At 59.7% G+C, this 21,337-nt stretch carries 16 protein-coding genes and 1 pseudogene; 8 read left to right on the top strand and 9 right to left on the bottom strand.

Going from position 1 to position 21,337, the window contains the following annotated elements:
- Positions 1–113: 113 nt before the first annotated feature.
- From D8U82_RS26900 to D8U82_RS26890, 3 genes are all read right to left on the bottom strand, one after another.
- Positions 114–1,754, bottom strand: coding sequence for a sensor domain-containing diguanylate cyclase (locus tag D8U82_RS26900; RefSeq protein WP_130903297.1), 1,641 nt, complete (start codon positions 1,752–1,754; stop codon positions 114–116).
- Positions 1,755–1,941: 187 nt separating this feature from the next.
- Positions 1,942–2,538: an NADPH-dependent F420 reductase gene (locus D8U82_RS26895; RefSeq protein ID WP_206663340.1), complete on the bottom strand. Its 597-nt coding sequence runs from the start codon at positions 2,536–2,538 to the stop codon at positions 1,942–1,944.
- 7 nt (positions 2,539–2,545) lie between these two features.
- A complete protein-coding gene (locus D8U82_RS26890) occupies positions 2,546–3,298 on the bottom strand; it encodes a 3-oxoacyl-ACP reductase family protein (protein ID WP_071171903.1) in 753 nt (250 codons plus the stop codon).
- 112 nt (positions 3,299–3,410) lie between these two features.
- On the opposite strand from D8U82_RS26890, the gene D8U82_RS26885 reads away from it, so the two are divergent.
- Together D8U82_RS26885 and D8U82_RS26880 are read left to right on the top strand one after the other, a co-directional pair.
- Positions 3,411–4,337 (top strand): LysR family transcriptional regulator, encoded by a 927-nt coding sequence (locus D8U82_RS26885; protein ID WP_130903296.1) that lies wholly within the window; start codon positions 3,411–3,413, stop codon positions 4,335–4,337.
- A gap of 167 nt (positions 4,338–4,504) precedes the next feature.
- Positions 4,505–5,464, top strand: coding sequence for a DMT family transporter (locus tag D8U82_RS26880; protein ID WP_024012554.1), 960 nt, complete (start codon positions 4,505–4,507; stop codon positions 5,462–5,464).
- Positions 5,465–5,899: 435 nt separating this feature from the next.
- On the opposite strand, the gene D8U82_RS26870 is transcribed toward D8U82_RS26880, so the two are convergent.
- The 4 genes from D8U82_RS26870 to D8U82_RS26855 all read right to left on the bottom strand — a co-directional run bounded on the left by D8U82_RS26870 (position 5,900) and on the right by D8U82_RS26855 (position 9,976).
- Entirely contained in the window at positions 5,900–6,556 is a 657-nt protein-coding gene (locus tag D8U82_RS26870; protein WP_130903295.1) for a DUF2931 family protein, read from the bottom strand.
- Positions 6,556–8,097, bottom strand: coding sequence for a DUF2235 domain-containing protein (locus tag D8U82_RS26865; protein ID WP_130903294.1), 1,542 nt, complete (start codon positions 8,095–8,097; stop codon positions 6,556–6,558). Before D8U82_RS26865 ends, D8U82_RS26870 begins: the two co-directional genes overlap by 1 nt.
- A gap of 138 nt (positions 8,098–8,235) precedes the next feature.
- A complete protein-coding gene (locus tag D8U82_RS26860; protein WP_125926075.1) occupies positions 8,236–8,595 on the bottom strand; it encodes a DUF6124 family protein in 360 nt (119 codons plus the stop codon).
- A gap of 436 nt (positions 8,596–9,031) precedes the next feature.
- Entirely contained in the window at positions 9,032–9,976 is a 945-nt protein-coding gene (locus D8U82_RS26855) for a GlxA family transcriptional regulator (protein WP_122699069.1), read from the bottom strand.
- A gap of 115 nt (positions 9,977–10,091) precedes the next feature.
- On the opposite strand from D8U82_RS26855, the gene D8U82_RS26850 reads away from it, so the two are divergent.
- A complete protein-coding gene (locus D8U82_RS26850; RefSeq protein WP_073475193.1) occupies positions 10,092–10,856 on the top strand; it encodes an SDR family NAD(P)-dependent oxidoreductase in 765 nt (254 codons plus the stop codon).
- Positions 10,857–10,913: 57 nt separating this feature from the next.
- On the opposite strand, the gene D8U82_RS26845 is transcribed toward D8U82_RS26850, so the two are convergent.
- Positions 10,914–16,376 (bottom strand): ATP-binding sensor histidine kinase, encoded by a 5,463-nt coding sequence (locus D8U82_RS26845; RefSeq protein WP_130903293.1) that lies wholly within the window; start codon positions 16,374–16,376, stop codon positions 10,914–10,916.
- Between the two features lie 56 nt (positions 16,377–16,432).
- Positions 16,433–17,104, bottom strand: a complete 672-nt coding sequence (locus D8U82_RS26840; protein WP_016774275.1) for a response regulator transcription factor — start codon at positions 17,102–17,104, stop codon at positions 16,433–16,435.
- A 203-nt stretch (positions 17,105–17,307) separates the two neighbouring features.
- Between D8U82_RS26840 and D8U82_RS26835 the strand changes: the two genes are divergently transcribed.
- The 5 genes and pseudogenes from D8U82_RS26835 to D8U82_RS26815 all read left to right on the top strand — a co-directional run bounded on the left by D8U82_RS26835 (position 17,308) and on the right by D8U82_RS26815 (position 21,127).
- Positions 17,308–18,312 (top strand): DJ-1/PfpI family protein, encoded by a 1,005-nt coding sequence (locus tag D8U82_RS26835; protein WP_130903292.1) that lies wholly within the window; start codon positions 17,308–17,310, stop codon positions 18,310–18,312.
- A 96-nt stretch (positions 18,313–18,408) separates the two neighbouring features.
- Complete coding sequence (locus D8U82_RS26830) at positions 18,409–18,789, top strand: response regulator (protein ID WP_110599083.1); 381 nt, start codon at positions 18,409–18,411, stop codon at positions 18,787–18,789.
- Between the two features lie 310 nt (positions 18,790–19,099).
- Positions 19,100–20,300, top strand: a pseudogene (locus tag D8U82_RS26825) (S-type pyocin domain-containing protein).
- 10 nt (positions 20,301–20,310) lie between these two features.
- On the top strand, positions 20,311–20,664 hold the full coding sequence (locus D8U82_RS26820) for a DUF6572 domain-containing protein (protein ID WP_016774273.1): 354 nt from the start codon (positions 20,311–20,313) through the stop codon (positions 20,662–20,664).
- A gap of 124 nt (positions 20,665–20,788) precedes the next feature.
- Positions 20,789–21,127, top strand: coding sequence for a DUF6572 domain-containing protein (locus D8U82_RS26815; protein WP_130903291.1), 339 nt, complete (start codon positions 20,789–20,791; stop codon positions 21,125–21,127).
- Positions 21,128–21,337 lie beyond the last annotated feature (210 nt).

Here is a 21,337-nt window from a genome sequence, read left to right as displayed (position 1 = left end):
GCTGGACGCGCCGTTTGCGCGGCACCTACCGCTGCTTTTAGCGTGGAATCGAGGCAGAATCAACAACTCTGCCGATTAGTTGAAAGCCCCGTGACATGCATCAATTTGTAGCCTCATTCGGAATCGCTCGAGGCCATCGACAGGTACGATTCCACTCGATTGCGTCCACCCTGTTTGGCGCGGTAGAGGCACTCATCGGCTTTCTTGAGGACGATTTCTGCAGTAGTCGGCAAGTGTTCACACGTTGCCACTCCGATCGAAGCGGTAATGCGCCCCACGGTCGGAATATCACTGGTCGCAATGGCCTGACGAATCCGCTCAGCGATGGCACTGGCTGACTCGACATCGGTTTGCGGCAAAATCAGCAAGAACTCCTCTCCCCCGGCTCGGCACGCCAGGTCGCCGACGCGGGAATAGGTTTGCAGTGTATGCGCGACCTGTTTGATCGCCAGATCGCCCTTGTCGTGGCCAAAGGTGTCGTTAACCTTTTTGAAATTGTCGATGTCCAGCGATAACACCGAATATGTCTGCCCGCTGCGCTCAAGGCGGCGCAACTCCTGATCCATGGCTCTGCGATTGGCCAGTCCGGTCATGGGGTCAGTCAGCACCTGCTGGTTAAGGTGGCCCAGCTTCGCTTGCAACAACTGCACGCCGGCAAGCATCGCCTGGCGGATGGAAAATGCCTCGTGATACCAAGCCTTGACGTGGCGAAGTTGCTCGCTGGCCTGCGGCGCTGACAACTGCCGGGCAATACGCGACAGCTGGTTGAGCGGGCGACAGATCAGCAAGGTGCCGAACCAGATCAGTACGAAGCCGATCAGGGCGGCAGGCAGCATTCCCAGCAGCACATCGCGCATCAAGGTGTTCAGCGGCGCCAGGCTGACCTCGCGCGGCTGCTGCGCGACCACCGCCCAGCCAGCGCCCGGCACCTGAGCGTACCCGGCGAGCATGGGTACGCCTTTGTAATTACGCACGCTCATCGAGCCGCTCTCGCCACGCAACGCCGCATCGACGGTTTTGCTCCAGCCCAGGGTGTCGCCAATGCGCGCCGCCTCAGGGTGAAAAAGCAGTTGGCGATCCTGATCCGCTACAAAAGCAAAGGTGCCTTCGTGGTGAAAATGGCGGCTGATCAGGGTGTGCAGCGCGTTGTCTTCGCGCAGATAAACCGAGCCGCCGATGATGCCCACGTAACGCTCAGCAGAGTCGTAAACGGGTTCGGAGATGAATACGACGAGATTGCCGGCGGCAGACGTATACGCGGAGCTGATGAAGGGCCGCTTCGCATCGATGGCTTTGAGAATGGCATCCGAACGCAGCGTTGAACCGTTGATTTGCAGAGTATCCGGATACGCCTCCAGCACCTTGGCAGTGCTATCGATTATGGCAATCGAGTTGAAATCGGCATCCTGTTTTTGCAGGCGCAGCGCTTCGGCGCGCATGACGCTGGGGTCACCCCAGGCCTTGCCCAATTCACTGGCGCTGTACCGCAGATGGTTCTGTGCTGAATGAATGAATTCAGCGAGGCTCGAGGCGACCTTAGCTGCATAAGCACTGTTCGATTGCAGCGCATGATCAACCAAGGCATCGCGCTGCACGCGGTAGGCCGTGACAAGGCTGTTGCCCAACGTCGCCAGAACCGACAGCAGTACCAGGGAGAGAATCAGCCAACGCAAATTCAGCGCAGTTACGGGCTGCGTGGCACCCAGCGCCTCGTCGCTGGCCGATTCATTTGGGGGGTCCGTTCTGTCGATCATCGTCTGCCCTGACAGGTCTCTTTGGGAGTTCGCAGCGAAAGCGCCTCAGCGAGTATATGCGCTTGTGCGTGACACGCCTGAGCGGGCTTGTGTTACTGCAGCGAATCGCCTGCTACGTTTCAGTGTGTCGCGAAGACATTGTGATACCTAGAATGGTGTGTGAAGCCCGGTTGCCCGGGCTCAGCGGTTAGCCATGTTTGACCAGGTTCAAGGCTGGCAGCGGTCCGCCCGGGAACTGCGCAAGCATTCCTTGCTGCACACCGCCCAGATCGATGCCGTAAAAACCCAGTTGAGTAATCAGCTCTGCAACCTTGGTTTTGCTCGTGGCATCTTCACCGGAATAAAACAGCACCCGCTTGCCGCCCTCGGCGGAGGGATCGCTCAGCAGAGCCGCGAGCAAATGGTTGAAGGCCTTGACCACGTGCGCACCGGGCAGCATCTGCGCCACCACTTGCGAAGACGGCTGGCCGCCCAGATCGAACGGCTTGAACAGTGGTGCCTCGATCGGGTTGTTGGCGTCGATCACGATACGTCCATCCCAAGGCCCGAGATCGCGTACCGCGTCGGGGATCTTCGACCAGTTCACCGCCAGAAAAACAATGTCCGCCTGACTGGCTTGCTGAGCCGTCACCGCTTGTGCGAGTGGACCCAATTCGTCGACCAAACCGGCAAGGCTCTGCGGCCCACGGCTGTTGGCCAGACTGACCGGCAGGCCTGCGTTGACGAGCAACCGAGCGATGGCGGTGCCGATGGAGCCTGTACCAATGATGCTGATAGTCATGATGCTCTCCTTACGCTGTGAAGCCGCCGTCGACGATTAATTCTGCACCGGTGACAAACCCGGCGTCCGCACTGGCCAGGTACGCCACCGCACTGGCGACATCCTTGCCCTCGCCGTACCGCCCCATGGCGATGTTCGGGCGTAGGAAGTCCGCAATAGGTCCGTCGGCCGGGTTCATGTCGCTGTCGGTCGGGCCGGGATGGACGGTGTTCACAGTGATGCCGCGCGGCCCCAGATCCCGCACCAGTCCACGACTGAAACCGGTCAGCGCACCTTTGCTCAGGGTGTAGACGGAGGCCGTAGCGAACGCAGCGTATTGCACCATCGAGCTGCCGATGTGAATGATGCGACCGCCCTGCCCCATGTGTTTGAGCGCTTGCTGAGTGGCGACGAAGACGCCGGTCACGTTCACCGCAAGGATGCGTTGAAAGTCCTCAAAGGCGATGTCCTCCGGGGCACCGAGCAGGCTGATACCAGCGTTGTTCACCAGAATGTCGATCTTGCCAAAACGCTGTGCAACCTCGGCAATCGCTGCACGTACAGCCTCGGGATTGCCCGCATCGGCCGCCAGCGCCACAGCCTGGCCGCCCGCCGCAACGATTTCCTGCACCACCGCTTCGGCGCGATCTGGCGATGCGTTGTAGGTGATAGCGACGGTGGCGCCATCTGCCGCGAGTCGCTTGGCGATTGCTGCGCCGATGCTGCGTGAGCCACCGGTCACGATGGCGATTTTGCCGGTCAGTGGAAGCGTGGAAGTGTTCATGGTCGAGCCTCTGGGTGGTTGGAGTTGATGAGGCTATGAAACGCCTTTTTATCTTCCACCAGTAGTGGAAGCCCACTAGAATCACTTTCAATTATTCGTTGAAGGTGCGCAGATGGAAACCTTAGGCAATTTGCTCTCATTCGTGCGCAGCGCCGAGGCGGGAAGCTTCTCTGCGGCGGCGCGGCGCCTGGGCCTGACTCCCGCGGCGGTCAGTCGCAATGTCGCGCAACTGGAGGCCAACCTCGGCGTACGCTTGTTTCAGCGCAGCACGCGCAAACTCACGCTGACCGAAGCGGGAGAACGCTTTCTGGCCAACGTCGGTTCGGGACTGGAAAGTGTTCAAGCGGCGATTGCCGATGTGGCCGGCAATGCCGGAGAGCCTTCAGGGCTTTTGCGTCTGAGCGCAGCACCCGGTTTCGCCAGGGATTTTCTGTTGCCGCTGATGCCCGAGTTTCTCAAGCAATACCCCGCCGTGACCCCTGAATGGCACGTCGACAATCGCCAGGTCGATCTCATCGCGGACGGGTTTGATGCGGCCATCGGTGGCGGCATCGAGCTGGCGCAAGGTGTGGTGGCCAGGGCCATCGCCCCGGCGCATCTGATTCTGGTGGCATCGAAGGAATACCTCTCGGCACACAAGCGCATCCGACACATCGAAGAGCTGGCGGCGCTGGATCATCTGGCCATGCGCTCGGTGCAGACCGGCAAGGTGCGCAGCTGGATGCTGCAAGGCCCCGACGGGCAACGAGCACCGCTGGAGTTGGCGCCGCGCCTGTTGGTCAACGATCCGCAAGCGCTGTGTCAGTGCGTGCGCTTGGGATTGGGGGTTGCGCTGTTGGCGGTTCCGGATGTGCTGCCTTATCTGCAGGACGGCACGCTGGAAAGGGTTTTGCCGGGTTGGCATGTCGATGCGGGGCAGATCTATTTGTACTTTTCCAGCCAGAAACTGTTGCCGGCCAAAACCCGGGCGTTTGTTGATTTTCTGGTCGGCCAAGCTCGGGAGGATGGTTGGGCCGCTCTCCTCGATGCTCGGGCTTAAAAGCAAGTTATACGACCTCTGAAACTCAACCAGCATCACGCCTACGCGTTCTTTCAAGCCTTTCTAGCTTGCCGCGTCTGCTCGATTACGGTACAAATCGGGAAGTTGTACGACAACATAATAAAAACCTGAGCCACCCCGAGTGGCTATCATTTTTGAGATCTGCCATGTCCCGTCCTGAGTTTGCGCCAACCGTACCGCCACCCTTCCCTCGTTATCTCGCCGTGATCATTCTGTTGTGCATGGGCTGTGCGTTCGCCGGCAACCACGTCGCGGCACGGGTCGCTTTTGATGATGGCGCGGGCGTGTTGCTGGCGATTCTGATGCGCTCCGGCGGGACCTTGCTGGTGCTGGCCATTCTCGTCCTGTGGCAGCGGCAAAGCCTGCGTCTGCCGGCGGGCGCGTGGCGTTGGCAATTACTGTTGGGGCTGTTGATCACTGCGCAGAGTCTGTGTCTGTATTCCGCCGTAGCACGGGTGCCGGTCGCTCTGGCGCTGCTGGTGGCCAACGTATTTCCGATCCTGCTCGCCCTGCTGACCTGGGCGCTGGGCGGCCCACGACCAAGCGCGCGCACCGCGATGTTGATGGGCTTGATTCTCGTCGGGCTGGTGTTCGTGCTGGACGTTCCCGGACGTCTATCAGACAGCGCGAGCGTCGGCCCGGAATGGCTACTGGGCGTCGCACTCGCCTTCTGCGCCGCCAGCGTCTTCGCCTGCGCGCTGTGGATCACCGACCACAAACTGTCGCAAGTGCGCGGCTCGGTGCGCAGCCTGCTGACCATCTTCATCGTCTTCAGCAGCGTCAACCTGGCCGGCTTGACCGGCGCCCTCCCCGGCGGACTCAACCTCCCCGCCACTTCAACCGGCTGGCTGGCCCTTGCCACGCTTGTCGTGCTCTATGGGACCGGCTTCATTGTGTTGTTCATTTCCGTGCCCCGACTGGACATGCCACGCAACGCCCCGGTGATGAATATCGAACCACTGGCGACATTGCTGATGGGCTGGATTGTGCTGGATCAAATGCTCAGCAGAGGGCAGATCGTAGGTGGAGTAATTGTAGTGAGCGGGATTGTTTTGCTGACGTATCGCAAAGCGCCGGTGAAGGTTGGGGTGAAGGCTGAGGTTTGAGGGGATGTGGTGGCGGGACTCTTGGTTGGCGAGTCCTGCTTATCGCCCCCGGCTCGATACCGGATCAGCAGAATTGCAGGCTCTCGAGGTCTACCTGGGCATAGCTTCCTATTTCACCCCTGTAGAGATAAATCGCAGTTACCTCCAGCTCCGTTCGTAAGAATTCCGCCAGCGTTCTGAGTCTGGTGCTTGTGGTCATGGCAGGGCGTACAACCGTCGCGCTACCGGGTTGGTCATCGTAAGTTCTGACGAGAAACTGATCGACACCATCCAGAATCAGGTAATTGAACCCTCGATACTCATAGTCTGCGTCGTAGTCGACATCATCGAAACGGTCGGCCTTTTCTATTCTCAAGACGCCGCCCCGCTAATTCGACTCAGCGAAATTGAAACGGTCTGGCGCCTGAAAAGTAGATGGCGCTCCATCAACGTCATTTACCAACTACCGTACGGGATGCCGAACTTATCAATGTAACGCTTAGCCTTCTCACTCACGGGATAGGCATAGCGCCCGCCATGCTTGCCCTGCTCCGGGCCGAGAGGTTCGAGTTCGCCTTGAGCATGGGAGACTTTTATCGGGCGGTGGCAGGAGTCCCTGACCCACGCTTGAAGCACTCCCCCCGGGGCGAGCCCCACAAGCAGCGTTGCGGAGTAACGTGCGGTTCTTTCGGGAGTCTTCGGGCACCGCTGATGTGTGGACTGCACCATCAGTTGCCTCGCTTCCTCTGGAATCTCTATGAAGCCTTTATAGGTTTTCTGCTCCGATATCGACTGCCAACGGACAAAAATCATTCGAGGAAGGTCAGCACCAGTAACCATAACTCCAGAACCACCGACTGTTCCCCAACCACGGGCAGACTCCGTCCCATCTTCTGGTTCGCCTCCGGGAGCGGATTTTCCACCGACTCTGAAAAACATTCTGTTATTGATATCCAGCACCGAGCTGTCCTCAACCCAGATCCTCATGTAATTCGGCTCAACGAACCCTATTTGCCACCAAGGAGACTTGGGGTCATTTTCTCCACTCTCGAAACCTCCTTTCTGGCAGCCCATTAACAATAAGGCGACAAGCAGAGCGATTACAGACTTCATTACCAGAGCTTCCAATCAGCTACGTGAGGATGTTGTACACGGATCGCGTCTTCCGTCGGGGCGTTGATGTAAACAGCATCAATACCGCTCCCGTCTCTTCTTCCAAGGGGATGATTCCAGTTTGCAGAGGTATGAATGTACTTCAGCTTGAGCAAAGCCTCTTCTTCAGCAGTTGTTCTGTAGTTTCCGGTGAGAAATCGGTCACAAAGAGGTTGCAGCTCTGCCGGCACGGAATATTCGTCATCTTCCGGTATATCAATGAATTGAACACCCTTTTCTTTTGCCAGCTGATACATGACTCTTAAATAAACTCTCGAAAGTTTACCACTCACCGGACGTGTCAATTGTAGAGCGGCATATACGCGCTTCTGCCCCGGTGAAAGCCTGTCTTGATGCTCCTGCGGAATTTCGAAGGAAGCCGGGGTGACAATATCCAGCAGATGCGCAGGCCATCCTTTAGCAAGCCACTCGCTTTTTACGCGCGCGGCGTCGTGATAAATCGACGTCGTTGAAACGTCTACGTACCGAGGTACATCGAGAGTTTGCATCGGACTGACAAGCACGCGTTCCTCTACTTGATCAAGATAGCTGCCGCCAACATCCGAATGAACCCCGGGAAGAGTGTACTCAGGGTGCGCGGGCTTCACTCGGCTGAGCGCAAAATTAGCGCGACACTCATCACGCGCTACGAGATGTACGACATCCGTGAAGTATTGACGGTCCAGGTAAAGCCTCACACCGGGAGCTATAGGACTTTTCACCCGGCCAAGATTGGTGAAGCCGGCAATTGAGGGCACCGTGTCAAAGAGCCCGATGAAACCCATTTTGATGCCGTTTCCGTATTTATTATCAAAGGTGCGACTGAAATCTGCGGCGTTCCGGTTTAGGAGATCTCCTAAAGCTCCTTGCTTACCCCGCACCACTTCATTTGCGAAGTGCCGTGCAGCAGCAGCCCCACGACTGAAGCCAAATGTATCGAACGTCAGGGACGCAATTTCACTGTCGGGGTTCTCTTGCAGTGCCTCTTCGATAGCTTGTTTTATCTGCGTGAAGGACGCTTGTACGCGACTCGTAACACCAGTCTCACCTCGCCCCGTTCCAGCACCTACAGCACTATCCATCTGATTGCTTTCAGTGCCTATACCTTCGACATATATTGGGCTTGAGACGTACTTAAGAAAGCCATCGCCTTCGGCTTTCTGGGTCTTTTTATACAGAGAAAACAATTTCCTGATATTCGTAGGCCCGGCGCCATAACTACTATCCGGGTCACTCATGTAAGGCATACAGCTAGCTGGTATATCCTCAGGCGCAATCGGATGCTGAGCACCGCACAACAACCCCGCAGCAGAGTTGTTCGCATTGTTGCCTGTGCCATCAAAGAAAACCCCGATCCTCAACGCAATGCCTATCTTCTCAGGCTCGCGCGCGGGCTCTTTACCGTGTTTCTCATACTCGGCCCAATGCTGGGCGTGTAGGTCGACGGGTTTGGCTTGTTCGTAGCGGTAGTTTTTCGGCGGGTTTGGAACGTAACCACTCAATCCTTGATTCCTTGTTCTGATCCTTGAAGAACGGCCCGAAGGGTGACAGTCGAGCCCGGGTGGTGCAAGCCGTGGCCGTGTGCCAGCCATGGCGCGCCCGGGGATTGCGACGAGGTTTTGCGCTCGTCGCATTGCGGGTCATTTGGCTATTTCGACTTTATCCAAAGCCTGATTTACCGCGATCTCGCCAAGCATGACGACCTGAGCGATGCCTAGCAGGGTTTTGCGGCGCGGGTTGTCGAGCAGCGCGGCGAAGTCGTAGAGCATGGTGGTGGCCGAGCCGAGGGATTCGCTGGCATTGGCCAGCAGGGACTCGGTGTCGTATTTCGGGTTGGCGAGGAACATCTGTTCCGGGGTGTTGGTGCTGACCAGGATGTCTGCCGGGCCGAGGTAGTGATCGAGGGCGCGTTCGGCGGCTTCGTGGAGCTTTTTCGAGCCGCAGGATTCGTAGGGCGATGCGGGGTCGGTGGTTGGGGGATTGGGTGTGACTTTGAACATGGTGGAACTCCTGATTATTCGTCTGGAGCTGCCAACATCACTTGCAGATGATGGGTGGCAGCTGTGTGCGGGTCTGCAAGACCGGGAAATCAGGAACCCGGCAGACCCGAAGGTCTCCCGCACAAAGCCGCCATTGAGCGGACACGAACGAGTGTCCTTGGCAGGGCTATGCGACTGATTTCCGACGGGCTTGCAGACCCGATCACTGATGAGCAGTGACAGGAATCAAGTTACGGAGGGAACGGCAGACGCACAAGCCGGCGGATTCTGGCGTAGTCGTAGGGAATGGCGCAAGGCGTTGTAGCCGTTTGCTTAAGGCTGGAGTTACTGTTTAAACGGGCTGAGGGTTTTCTGTTTATGTAGTGGTGAATGAGCTGACGTCATCTCGAGCAGGCTCGCTCCTTGGTATTGGGACGTTGATTAACCAACACGAGCCTCACACCATCCGCCGCGAATCCCGCCGTACCGCCTGCGGCGGCACGCCAAAGCCGCGCATGAACACCTCGCGCATGTGCCGGCGGTCACGAAACCCGGTTTCCCTGGCGACCACATCCAGACTGTGACTGCTTTGCTCGATCAGCAACCGCGCCGCTTCCAGGCGCAGGCTCTCTATCGCCTTGGCTGGAGACTGGCCGGTTTCGGCGGTGAACACGCGGGTGAATTGCCGCGGACTCAGGTGCACCACTTCGGCCAGTTCTTCGACGCTCAGCGGGCGATTGAGGTGCTTGCGCGCGTAATCCAGCGCACTCTGAATGCGGTCGGATTTGGGCGACAGCGAGAGCAGTTCCGAATGCTGCGACTGGCCTCCGGACCTACGCTGATGCATCACCAGTCGATGGGCGACCGAGCGGGCGATTTCGCTGCCCAGATCCTTCTCGACCATACCCAGCGCCATGTCGACACCAGCGGTCATGCCCGCCGATGTCCACACCGGGCCGTCGATGATGAAGATGCGGTCGTCCTCGACATTCACCGACGGATGCATCCTGCGCAGCGCCGGGGCGAACGCCCAGTGCGTGGTCACGCGGCGGTTATCCAGCACTCCGGCCTGCGCCAGTACGAACGAGCCGGTGCAGATGCCGGCCACGCGGCGTGCGCCGTCGGCGAGCCCGCGCACGCTTTGCAGCACGTCAGCATCGGGCGGCGTCAGCGGAGTCAGCGTGCCAGCCACCAGCCAACTGTCGGCCAGCCCCGCCTGCGTCAGTGGCAACGTATCGACGTGCAAGCCCAGCGAGGAGCTGACGATGCCGCCGGCCTGGGAAAAGTTCTGCACCTTGTACACGGCTTTGCCCGTGACGATGTTGGCGAACTCGAACACCGACTGGGTCGCCAGCGCCATGACCTGAAAACCTTCCGTGAGCAGATAGCCGACTCGATGCATGGTCGCGCTCCGTTGTTGAATGTCCTGAAACACTACCACATACGTCATTCAGGTCGGAGCAGGTTTTCTCCATCATGGCTTGCATACCAATCAATCCACTCGCGGGACGCAGCTCATGAAACTTGAAGCCAACACGATCTTCATCACCGGCGGCACTTCCGGCATCGGCCGCGCACTGGCCGAGGCCCTGCATCAGCGCGGCAACAAGGTCATCATCGCTGGTCGTCGCCAGACCCTCCTGGCAGAGATTGCCCAAGCGAATCCGGGCATCGACACCGTGCAGCTGGACATCAACGATGCGCAGCAGATCAAGGACGTCGCCGCCGAAGTCATCCGCCGCCATCCGTCGTTGAACGTAATCATCAACAACGCCGGAATCATGCCCTTCGACAACGCGGGTTCAGGCGACTACGACGATGCGCAGGCTGTCGGTCTGTTGCAGACCAACCTGCTCGGTCCGGTGCGCGTCAGCGCGGCGTTCGTCGAACACCTCAAGCGTCAGCCCGAGGCCTACATCATCAACAACAGCTCGGTACTGGCCTACCTGCCGCTGGCGACCACGGCGCTATATTCGGCGACCAAAGCGGCGATCCATTCCTACTCGCTGTCGCAGCGTTTCATGCTGCGCGACACCAGCGTCAAGGTCCTGGAAATCGCGCCGCCTTGGGTTGATACCGACCTGATTCACAAGAGCGGCGACGAGCGCGCCATGCCGCTGGGCGAGTTTATCGAGGAAACCCTGATCAAGCTGGAAACCGCCACTACCGAAGTGCTGGTTGACCGAGTCTTGCCGCTGCGAGCCAACCAGGGCGCGAACGAGCATGGGTTGATCGAGCAGTTCAACCTGTCGCTGCTGGAAAATCCTATTCCGGTGGCCTGAACTCACCGACAGAAACACCCGGGCTCAATGCCCGGGCAGCCTGGCTGTTGATCATGTTCATTCACAACGCGGCAAGCCAAACACCACCCGCGCCCCGCTCGGCTCATTGCGCTCGGCCCACAATTTGCCGCCGTGTCCTTCAATGATCGTGCGGCAAATCGACAGGCCCATGCCCAGCCCGGTGGATTTGGTCGTGTAGAACGCCGTGAACACTTGCTCCGCCCGCTCGCAGGCAAAGCCCGGCCCCGAATCGCTGACACTGATGTGCACGTTATCACCCAGCGCCTCACTGTGAATCAGCAGACGTCGCTGCCCCTCTGCCATGATCGTCATGGCTTCGAGGCTGTTGATGATCAGGTTAAGCAGCACCTGTTGCAGTTCGACCCGGTCCGCCACTACGAAAGGCAAATCTGCCGCCAGCTCAACGCTGACTTCGGCGCCGTGCTTGAGCGCTTCGCCACGGCTGAAACCGACCATTTCTTCAATCAGCAAATTGAGGCTGACAGGCTGACGCTGCGGTGGCGTTTTGTGAATCAGCGCGCGAATGCGCCCGAGTACGTCGGCGGCGCGGTTGCCGTCGAGAATGATATGCCGCAGGCCCTGCTCGACTTCGTTGATATTTGGTGGCTTTGCACCGAGCCAGCGCAACGCGGCATTGGCATGGGTCACCGTGGCGGCGATCGGCTGATTGACTTCGTGGGCAATCGATGCGGCCAACTGACCCATGGTTGCCACACGATTGGCGTGGGCCAGTTCCGTTTGCACCTGACGATAACGACGCTCGCCGTCGCGCACTTGCTCTTCAGCCAGCTTGCGTTCGCTGATATCCAGCACAAAGGCAAGGCCCTGTTGCTGACTCGCTTCGAAGGCGGCCAGACCGACAATCACCGGCAGCCGACTGCCGTCCTTGCGGATGTACTCCTTTTCGAATGGCTGGGCCCGGCCGGTGTGGATCGCCGTTGCCAGTGCGATATCGCTGTTAGCGCGCATCGCCGGCGGGGTCATGTCACGCCAATGGACATTGCCCGAAAGCAACTCATCACGGGTGTAACCGACCATGCGCAGGAACGCGTCGTTGGCCTCGATGATTTCCCCTTCCACGCCCCAGACGATGATGCCGATGATGTTGGCGTCGACCAGCCGACGGATCTTCGCTTCTCGCTCGGCGAGGTCGCGGTACAGACGCGCGTTGTCCAGCGAGATTGCTGCCTGCGACGCCACCAGGCGCAACACGGCGAGACGCGTCGGGCTGAACACCCCGGCGGACAGGTTGTTTTCCAGATACAGCGCCCCGGCGACCCGCGCCTGATTCATCAATGCCAGGCAAAGGATCGAGCGCGCGCCTCGTTGCTGAACGTATGGATCAGCGGCGAACAGCGGATCGGCAACCGCGTCGTCCAGGCACAGGTTTTCGCCGGTGCGCAGCGTCTGGTAGAGCACCGACTCTGCCAGCGCCACCGTGTGCAGCGGCGCGTTGCACAACTGCGTGGCACCGTCGCCGATACGGGTTCGCGCAGCGACATAGGGAACGTCGGCGTTCAACAAAATAAGCAGGCCATGCTCGGCCCCGGCCTGTTCGATCGCGGTGCGCATCACCGTTTCGATCAAACGGTCCAGGACGATCTCGCCGGAGACTGCTTGAGAGACCTTGAGCACCGTTGCCAGGTCGAGATGTTCAACTGGCGTAATGAGCGTGGTGACCGGATTCGGTTGCGCCTCTTCGGCACGCAGAAAACGATGACGTCGCTCCAGCTCCCGCACCTTGCCAGCAGCCCCCCAACGCAGATAGGCATAACGTGCGTCGCGCAGGTAGACGCGGGATATCCTGGCCAGACCGCGAGCGCTGTAGAACCGTGCGGCCAGTTCGTTGGCCAGCGCTTGGATATGGAGCAAACCATTGTCCTGAGCCAATTGAATGGCTTGCTCGTACTGCAATTCGGCTTCGAGCAACTGCCCGGTGACGCGCGCCATTTCCGCGCCGACCAGCGCCACCTGACTGGCGAAGGTCTCTGCACACAAGCGCGCCCACGTCTGCAACTGTTCATGATGTTGACCCAGACGCTGCAAAGCACCGGCGTCAGTTTCGCCGTGGGCCGCCAAGGTCAAAGCCGCGTAGAAATGGTATTCGGCCTCCTCGAAAAACGCCGAAACCACCCACAAAAGTCCCTGCGCCTTGACCGCGCACTCAGCGGCCGCCGCGTAATCCCCGGCCAGATAGCGCGCCTGCAACTTGCGTACCCAGTACTTGCCGCGCGCCAGCGCCAGATCCGCCGAACCGGCCAGATGCGCTTCGACAGCTGTTTCATCGAACCCCTCATCGTCGAAACAGCCGAACGTCGGCGTCTGCCCGCGCAGCATGCGGATCAGCGTCAACTGGCAGCGCATGAAATCCGCCACCAGACCGAAACCGACCTTTTGTGCATAGACCAGCCCTGATTCCGCTTGCGCCTGCACCTCGGCCAGCGGCTCGCCGATAAACAACAGATCGGAAATCAGGCTGTTTCCAGCGAACGCTGCATACGGCAGATCGCCGCTGCGATGGGCCGCGTTGAGCGCACGGCGCAACAGTTCGCGGCACTCGCGCACTGGCCGCATCCAGCGCACCACGAAGATCGAGAAGCACAACCAAGTGCTCGCTTCATAACGCGTGAGCCCGCGCCGATCAACCAGATCGCAGCCCAGACGGCCAAATCGATAACCAGCGGCATAGTCGCCAAAACGCGGCCCCGACACTCGCCCGAAGTTGGCATAGAGCAGGCAGGAGGCGTCGCAGTTGCCATATTGCAGGCTCAGGCTGATCGCTTTGCAAATGGTCAGGCTGGCGAGGTTCAGATCCGACTGCACCGCCGGCGCGAAGAGTTTGCCCAGCGCATCGAGGGTGGCCCGCGCGGCAGGATCCTCCATCAGCGGCAAGTCGATCATCTGCTCGATACTGCGCCCGCGCAGCCTGGTCCAGACCTGCTGATATTCGTCGCGCACCTGAATATCGTCCGGACGCGCTGGCCAATCGATGCCGACCTGACGCAGAAAGGCCAGACACACCGTCACCGCCCGGTCACTGCGATCGAGCAGCAAGTAGACATCCATCTGCATGCACGCCACCGCCGCGCGCTCGACGGTGGTCACGGCGCGCTCGGCCAATGTCGCCAGGCGCGAGTCGGCAAGCTGCAGTTGGCCGGTGAGAAATTCGCACTCGGCACGGTTCAGCTCCAGAGCGAAACCCAGTTCATGCCGACTGTCATAACCCTGCTCGCCCAACAGTTCTGCGCCGGCGCCCAGATAGGTCAGTGCTGAGGTATAAGCGGTCGAGGCCTTCGCTCGCTGGCCGGCGAGCAGGTTGAACTCGGCCAGCTGCTCGCGCTCGGCACGCAGGCTGATCAGATGCGCACCGCGATTGAGCTGGCCGACAATCTCGAAGATCGCCTCCTCGCGCCGCTCCCCCTGGGTTTGCAGTGCCAGCAGCCGGCCGATGCGCAGGTGCATTTGCGCCCGTTCGGTTTCAGTGATCAGCGAATACGCCGCCTCATGGATGCGATCATGCACAAACCTGTAGGCACCGTCCTGACGCTCGACCAACTCCAGCCGCACCGCCGGCCACAATGCGGAGTGAGCGTGAGGCACCGGCACATCAAGGACTGTGGCCAGCGTGTCGAGACGCGCGACGTTGCCCAGGCAGGCCAGTTGTTGCAGCGCCTGGCGGGTTTCCTGGGGCAGCCGCGCCAGTTTGCCGACCATCAAATCGACGACATTGTCGGTGTAGTCCTTGCCGTTGATCAGGTGCACATCCCACCGCCAGCGCTGGCGCGCAGGCTCGTATGTCAGCAGCTTCTCCTCGGCCAGGGCGTGCAGAAACTGGATGACGAAGAACGGATTGCCAGCGGTCTTGTCCAGTACCAGCCGCGCCAGCGCGACAATGCTCGCCGGCGGGCAGCGCAGTGACTCGCTGATCAGTTGTTCGATGTGCGCGCCAGCCAGTGGCGCCAGACGAATTTCGTCAATGTGTACGTCGGCGTGATGCAGGGTCTTGAGTGTGCGGCTGAGTGGGTGATCGCCATCTACCTCGTTGTCGCGATAAGCACCGACCAGCAGCAGATGAGGGGTCTCTGCGCGACTGAGCATATCTTCGAGCAGATCAAGGGTGGCCGCGTCGAGCCATTGCAGGTCGTCAAGGAACAGCGCCAACGGATGCTCGGCCTGAGCGAACACGCCGATAAAACGCTGCAAGACCTGAAGGAACCGCTGCTGCGCCTGTTGCGGCTCCAACTCAGGCACGGGCGGCGGCTCGCCGATGATCAGCTTGAGTTCGGGGATCAGATCGGTGATCAACCGCGCATTCGCTTCCAGTGCCCGCAACAGTGCTTCGCGCCAGCCCGCCAGTACGTCGGTGCGCTTGCCCAATAGCGTCCGCACCAGCCCCTGAAAGGCCTGAACCAGGGTCGAATAAGGCACGTCGCGCTGGTACTGGTCGAACTTGCCGGCGGCGAACAAGCCACGCGACGGCACCAGCACCTTGTGCAGTTCACTGACCACCGACGATTTGCCGATGCCGGAATAGCCGGATACCAGCACCAGTGTCGGCGCGCCTGTCTGCACCACATTGGCGAAGGCATCGATCAACGTTTGCACTTCGTGTTCGCGGCCGTAGAGTTTTTCCGGAATCAGCAAGCGCTCGCAGGCGCCCTGCTCGTTCAACGTGAACGTCTCGATCTGCCGCATACGGCGCCAGTCATCGAGGCAACGGCGCAAGTCATGCTCGACACCGGCTGCGCTCTGATAGCGTTCCTCGGCCGTTTTCGCCAGCAGTTTCATGACCAGTCGCGAGAACATCGGCGGCACCGTCGCCACCCGTTCACACACGGGCATTGGCAGCCGCGCGATATGGCAATGCACCCACTCCGTCGGGTCATTTGCACTGAACGGCAGCGAGCCGGTGAGCATCTGGTAAAGCGTCACGCCAAAGGCATACAGATCACTACGCGAATCAATCGAACGATTCATCCGCCCGGTTTGTTCCGGCGCCATGTAGGCCAGCGTCCCGGCGATAGATTCCGGTGGCGTGGGCGCTTGCCGCTCCCGTGGCAAGCGCGTGGCCAGGCCGAAGCCGGTCAGCCGCGCCTGCCCATCATGACAATGGACAAAAACATGCTGCGGTTTCAGGTCTTTGTGCACCAGACCACGCTGATGCATATGGCCCAGTGCCTTGGCGATGTTCGTGGCCAATTCCAGACAGGTTTCGATATCCAGCGGGGCGACCAGCAACCGCGACAACGGCTCGCCGCCCGGATCGTCGAACAGCAGACGAACTCGGGTGCCCGTACGCTCGAAAGCTGTCGGCTGCAGCGCCCAGGCAGGATTGAGGTCGTCCCTGAGGCTGTATTCATGCGCCAGACGCTCCAGGGTGCTCGGCAATGGCTGGCCCATCGCCGGACGCACCGCCAGTAGGCTGCCATCATTCGAACCGCGCTCACGGGACAGCACCCGCTCGCCGTCGTCCCACAAAATCTGTTTTCTGCTGGCCATCTGCGTCAACACTGCTCAGGTTTTTTGCCGCACGGTGAGTTGCACGTCGCCAGCGCTCAGGGGTTGCGCTGGACAGGCTCGATGCCCAGCGCTTCTGCGATACGCACCAGATCGGCCACTGAACGTGCGGCCATTTTGCGCATGACCTGGCCACGGTGGACCTTGACCGTGACCTCGCTGAGGTTGAGCTGTCCGGCAATCTGTTTGTTCATCAGCCCGGCAATGACGAAGCCGAGCACTTCGCGCTCACGTGCGGTCAGGGTTTGGTAAGCCCGACACAAAACGGCGCCGGAGTGTTCGGCTGCCAGCCGCGCACGGTCGCGAGCCAACGCACTGGCCACGGCGTCGAGCATGTCCTGATCACGGAACGGCTTGGCCAGAAAATCCACCGCGCCGGCCTTCATCGCCTTGACGCTCATGGCGATGTCGCCGTGGCCGGTCATGAACACCACGGGGATGCGCAAGCCGTTTTTTTCCATCTGTTCCTGAAACGTCAGGCCACTTTCGCCGCGCAGGCGCACGTCGAGCACCAGGCAACCGGGTACCTCACGTTGCGCTTGCGCGAGAAAATCTCCGGCGCTGTCGAAGGTTTGCACCTGGAGGCCGATCGAGCGCAGCAAGCTGTCGAGCGCCTGGCGCATCGAGGCATCGTCATCGACCACGTACACCACTGGCTCGCCGAGCACGCCGGGACTTTGCGCAGGGCTGGAATGCGACCACAAGGTCATTGTGTCTCCTCGGCGAGATCGCAGCACGCATTGGGCTGGTCAATAAATCTAGTTCAGGATGGCCACCGCATCCAGCAACCGGCCGGCCGGACGTTCAGCGATCAGGCTAACAGTCAGCGCCATTGCCGGCCGGCCAGAAACCCCTGAAAATCGGCCAGGCCGAGGCAGTCCCGCCTTTAGCGATGCAAACAGGCAGGCCCGCGATGTCCAACCATTCCTCTTTTCCATCGGTCCCGCGCGACGTGGTGTTTATCGCCTACCCACGCCTGAGCCTGCTTGATCTCAGCGGTGCGCAGACCGTGTTCTGGGCCGCGAGCAAAGCCATGGCCGAGCGCGGGCAGCCCGGTTATCAACTGCACACCGCCAGCCTCAGCGGCGGCTTGATCCAGACCGTCGAAGGGCTGGCCATCGACACCCAAGCGCTAACCACGCTCGACACCGCCGCGCTGGACACGCTGGTCGTGCCCGGCGCCCCTGACATCTGCCAGACCCTCGAGGAGCACCGCGAACTGAGCGACTGGCTGCAGGACCATGCTCACCTCGCCCGCCGCGTGGTCTCGGTGTGCAGTGGTGCGTTTCTGCTGGCTCAGGCCGGATTGCTCGACGCCCGCCGCGCTGCCACTCACTGGGCGATGTGCGACGCTTTGCGCGATCGCTTTCCAGCGGTCGAGGTAGATGCCGACGCGATCTTCATTCAGCAAGGCAAGGTCTGGACCTCGGCCGGAGTCACCGCCGGGATCGATCTGGCGCTGGCGCTGGTCGAGGCCGATTGCGGCCGTGAAGTGACGTTGCAAGTCGCGCGGGAATTGGTGGTGTACATCAAACGCCCCGGCGGCCAGGCGCAATACAGCACGCTGCTGCAATCGCAGGCGCAGGACGCTGCAATGTTCGATGATCTGCACCTTTGGCTCATGGAGCGCCTCGGCGATCCGAATCTGACGGTGGAGCGCCTCGCCGAGCAAGCCGCAATGAGCCTGCGCAACTTCACGCGGGTCTATAAAGCGCGCACCGGGCGCACACCGTCGAAAGCGCTCGAGCTGTTCCGACTCGAAGCGGCCAAACGCCTACTGGAAAACTCCCCGCACAAAATCGAACGAATCGCCCGCATCTGCGGCTTCAACGATGAAGAACGCCTGCGCGCCTGCTTCCAGCGCCACCTGTCGATCTCCCCGCGCGACTACCGCAGTCGCTTCAGCCGCGATGGCTGAACCGCTATACCTACGTATAGTTTTGCCCGCTGGCCATCAGCGTATGGTGCAAGAACGACAGGAGTCACCAGCTCGGCCGCCCGGCCCGGGAGCGTTATGCACAAGACGCATGTCATTGCGGTAGTGGACGACGACGAGGCAATGCGCACATCGCTGAGCAGCCTGCTGCGGGCGTCGGGGTATCAGGTGTTCTGCTATGCGGCGCCAGCGGACTACCTTGACTCGGACGGGCCGGCGCAGACTGATTGTGTGATCTCCGATATTCAGATGCCGGGCATGAGTGGTTTGCAGATGCTGGATGCACTGCGGGCGCAAGGCTGGCGGATGCCGGTGATTTTTGTGTCGGCGGATCAGAGTGGTTTGCTTTGCGCCAAGTTTCGGGAAGCCGATGTCGTTGCCTGCCTGCGTAAACCCTTTGCGGCGGACGAGCTACTTGCCTGGGTTGAGTTTGCACCGCGTAAATCTGAAAACACTTGATAAGGCCCTCATCGCATTGAATTGCGTGTCGCCTGGATTTATCGCCTCCTATCGACTCGGTCGATCAGGCCGATTTCTGACAGAAGACAACACGGTCGGCTCCCTCTCCTCGAGGAGAGGGCTGGGAGCGAGGGGAAGCTCCAGAGATTACGGAGGTAGTTGAGCTACCCCATTTCCTTAAGCGCTGACTTGATCACATGGAAATGAGAGGCGCCTCAGAATCTAGAATCAAAGCGCCACTAATTGCCACTGCAAACTCCGCCTGTCACCCTTCACCCCGTTCAAAAGGACCAGAACAAGGAACCAAGGATTGAGCGGCTACGTCCCAAACCCACCCAAGGGTTACCGCAACGCCGGCGTCGAACCCGTCGACCTAAACGCCCAGCACTGGGCGCAATACAAAGAACTCCCGCCAGCGCCAGACGCGAAACCCGACCTCAAGGGCTGCGTCTTCGCCAAAAGCTGCAACCTGCCCGACGGTGAAATTAACCACAGCAACCCGACAGGCTTCGTTCCCGTCGAAAAGCTGGCCGACTATGGGCTATGGGCCGTTTTGGCCACTGGCGCAGCGATTACCGCCGAAGGCACGTCCCTTCAGTTTGTCGGCGGCTCCGCAACTGGCAGTGCCGTTGCCCAACGGCTGGGTGGCTCACTCGCGCTAGGCCTACTCGACGGCGCAGGCGCCGTGGCAGCAGGCGCTGCCGTGGGCACCGTCGCGCTATTGATGCCCAACACCAGCATTGCTCCGGACAGTGCCTTCTATAAAGGACGAGCAATACGCCACGCTTGAAACCGGCCGAACGCGTGTCCGTGTCAACGTAAAAACGTTGCCGGACGGCTCCGTCAACGCCTACGGCTTTTACACCGGCGGCAAGAAGGACTGGGAAAATGTACCGGTCATCAAAGCGCAGAAAGACGGCGAAAAATTCATCGCCGACATCGGCAACGGCATCGGTCTGACCTGGACACCCGGAGCAAGCCCGGATGGAGTGCTGGGGATCCCAGCGCTGGAAGGTGCCCCTCAGCTATCTCCCGTCTGGGTCTATCCGCCGACAGCACAGTCGGACACGCTGCTGGCCAACCCCGCGCACCCACCTGAGTTTCAGGATGCGATCATCTGGTTCCCGGAGGATGCGGGGCTTGAGCCCATCTACGTCGTGCTCAGCACGCAGCTAGAGAAGAATAAGCAAAAGGGCAAAGCGTTCGAAGAAGCGTCCTTTGACGAATTCAGTAAGATCAAACCTGAAGCCGCTCGTGAGGTCACCGTCAAAACCGACAGCGGTGTACGCACGCGCATTGATATGATGGGCCGCGATGCGGACGGCAACATCTCCTGCGTCGAATGCAAATCTTCGGAAACAGCGCCACTGACGCGCAATCAGAAATTGGGCTTTCCAGAAATAGAAAAGACCGGCGCAACCGTCGTCGGCAAAGGTAAACCCGGCTTCACCGGAGGCACCCGAATCCCACCTACCAGAGTCGACATCATTCGACCTGACCCGACCCTCTGAGGGAGCAGACATGTCCATCACCGAAACAAAAGTCGTCGACATCATCGCAGTGCCCGAGTGGGAACCCGACAATGTCGTACTCGTCATCACTGATCACTTGGAATGGGGCGACAAAGCCCAACAGGGTGAACACCTGTTGTTGCTACAGGAGAAGATCAATACCTACATCGCCTTCATCGAGAGCGGCGAACTGCTGGAAAGCTATCCGCCAGCCAAGGGCAAGAATCCGAAAATTCGCATCAATGGTTTATATGAGCTACCTGAGCAAGGTGAAACCTTTGTCGACCGCGTGACCGAGGTACTCAAAGGCGTAGGCATCGGAATGGAATTTGTGCTTAAGGACGACTTTGCTGTTCGACACTAGGCGTGTGAGCTAGTAGAGCTGAAGCAAAGCAAAGCAAAGCAAAGCAAAGGGCGGCAAGCCACAGAGCTGTAGCTCGGTTCCCTCAGAGGGATTGAACAAATCGGCTGGAGGCCAAGGATCCGCTGTGTCCTTAACAGACCCGAACATTATCGATATGTGGGGAATCCCCAAATCGGACAGTGGCACCATCATCCTGGGCATCGCTGGCCACCTAGAATGGGGCAATAAGACCCTACAAGCCGAGCACCTGCTCGCGCTACAACGGAAGATAAACGGCTACATCGCTTTCATCGAAAGCGGTGAGATCTATAACAAGATTCCCGCTGCACTCGGCAAGTCACTTGTAATCCGTGTTTACGGCAAGTACGAGGTTTCGGAGCAGGGGGAATTGTTCTTCGAGCGCGTGGCCGAGCTCCTGAGAAAAATGGGAATCGGTTTTGAGTTCGTTTTCAAAGCAGACTAAGCGCTATGTCATTTGTGATCCCAGTGTTGACAAGTAATTTTTTCACCTGCCAGCCGAGGCGTTTTTCTGCTGATCTACGGCCAACAGTGGAAGAGCTAAAAAGCCCGTCTACGACGCGACTTGCTTGAAACTCTCCGCCCCACGGCGCAACGGCCTTGAGATCGGCCTAAACAGATTCGGGTCTCCGATATTCTGAAAAGGTGAGATGAG

Origin of the sequence: Pseudomonas sp. Sample_23 (assembly GCF_004307595.1) — a bacterium.
GTDB classification, from domain to species: domain Bacteria; phylum Pseudomonadota; class Gammaproteobacteria; order Pseudomonadales; family Pseudomonadaceae; genus Aquipseudomonas; species Aquipseudomonas atacamensis.
The sequence above is the reverse complement of the archived record's forward strand: the minus strand, read 5'-3'. Positions and strand labels throughout refer to the sequence as shown.

Coding starts and splice junctions, on each gene's coding strand:
- D8U82_RS26900 (WP_130903297.1), bottom strand. CDS start 1,754: ATGATCGACAGAACGGACCCCCCAAATGAATCGGCCAGCGACGAGGCG.
- D8U82_RS26890 (WP_071171903.1), bottom strand. CDS start 3,298: ATGAACACTTCCACGCTTCCACTGACCGGCAAAATCGCCATCGTGACC.
- D8U82_RS26885 (WP_130903296.1), top strand. CDS start 3,411: ATGGAAACCTTAGGCAATTTGCTCTCATTCGTGCGCAGCGCCGAGGCG.
- D8U82_RS26880 (WP_024012554.1), top strand. CDS start 4,505: ATGTCCCGTCCTGAGTTTGCGCCAACCGTACCGCCACCCTTCCCTCGT.
- D8U82_RS26870 (WP_130903295.1), bottom strand. CDS start 6,556: ATGAAGTCTGTAATCGCTCTGCTTGTCGCCTTATTGTTAATGGGCTGC.
- D8U82_RS26860 (WP_125926075.1), bottom strand. CDS start 8,595: ATGTTCAAAGTCACACCCAATCCCCCAACCACCGACCCCGCATCGCCC.
- D8U82_RS26855 (WP_122699069.1), bottom strand. CDS start 9,976: ATGCATCGAGTCGGCTATCTGCTCACGGAAGGTTTTCAGGTCATGGCG.
- D8U82_RS26850 (WP_073475193.1), top strand. CDS start 10,092: ATGAAACTTGAAGCCAACACGATCTTCATCACCGGCGGCACTTCCGGC.
- D8U82_RS26845 (WP_130903293.1), bottom strand. CDS start 16,376: ATGGCCAGCAGAAAACAGATTTTGTGGGACGACGGCGAGCGGGTGCTG.
- D8U82_RS26840 (WP_016774275.1), bottom strand. CDS start 17,104: ATGACCTTGTGGTCGCATTCCAGCCCTGCGCAAAGTCCCGGCGTGCTC.
- D8U82_RS26835 (WP_130903292.1), top strand. CDS start 17,308: ATGTCCAACCATTCCTCTTTTCCATCGGTCCCGCGCGACGTGGTGTTT.
- D8U82_RS26830 (WP_110599083.1), top strand. CDS start 18,409: ATGCACAAGACGCATGTCATTGCGGTAGTGGACGACGACGAGGCAATG.
- D8U82_RS26820 (WP_016774273.1), top strand. CDS start 20,311: ATGTCCATCACCGAAACAAAAGTCGTCGACATCATCGCAGTGCCCGAG.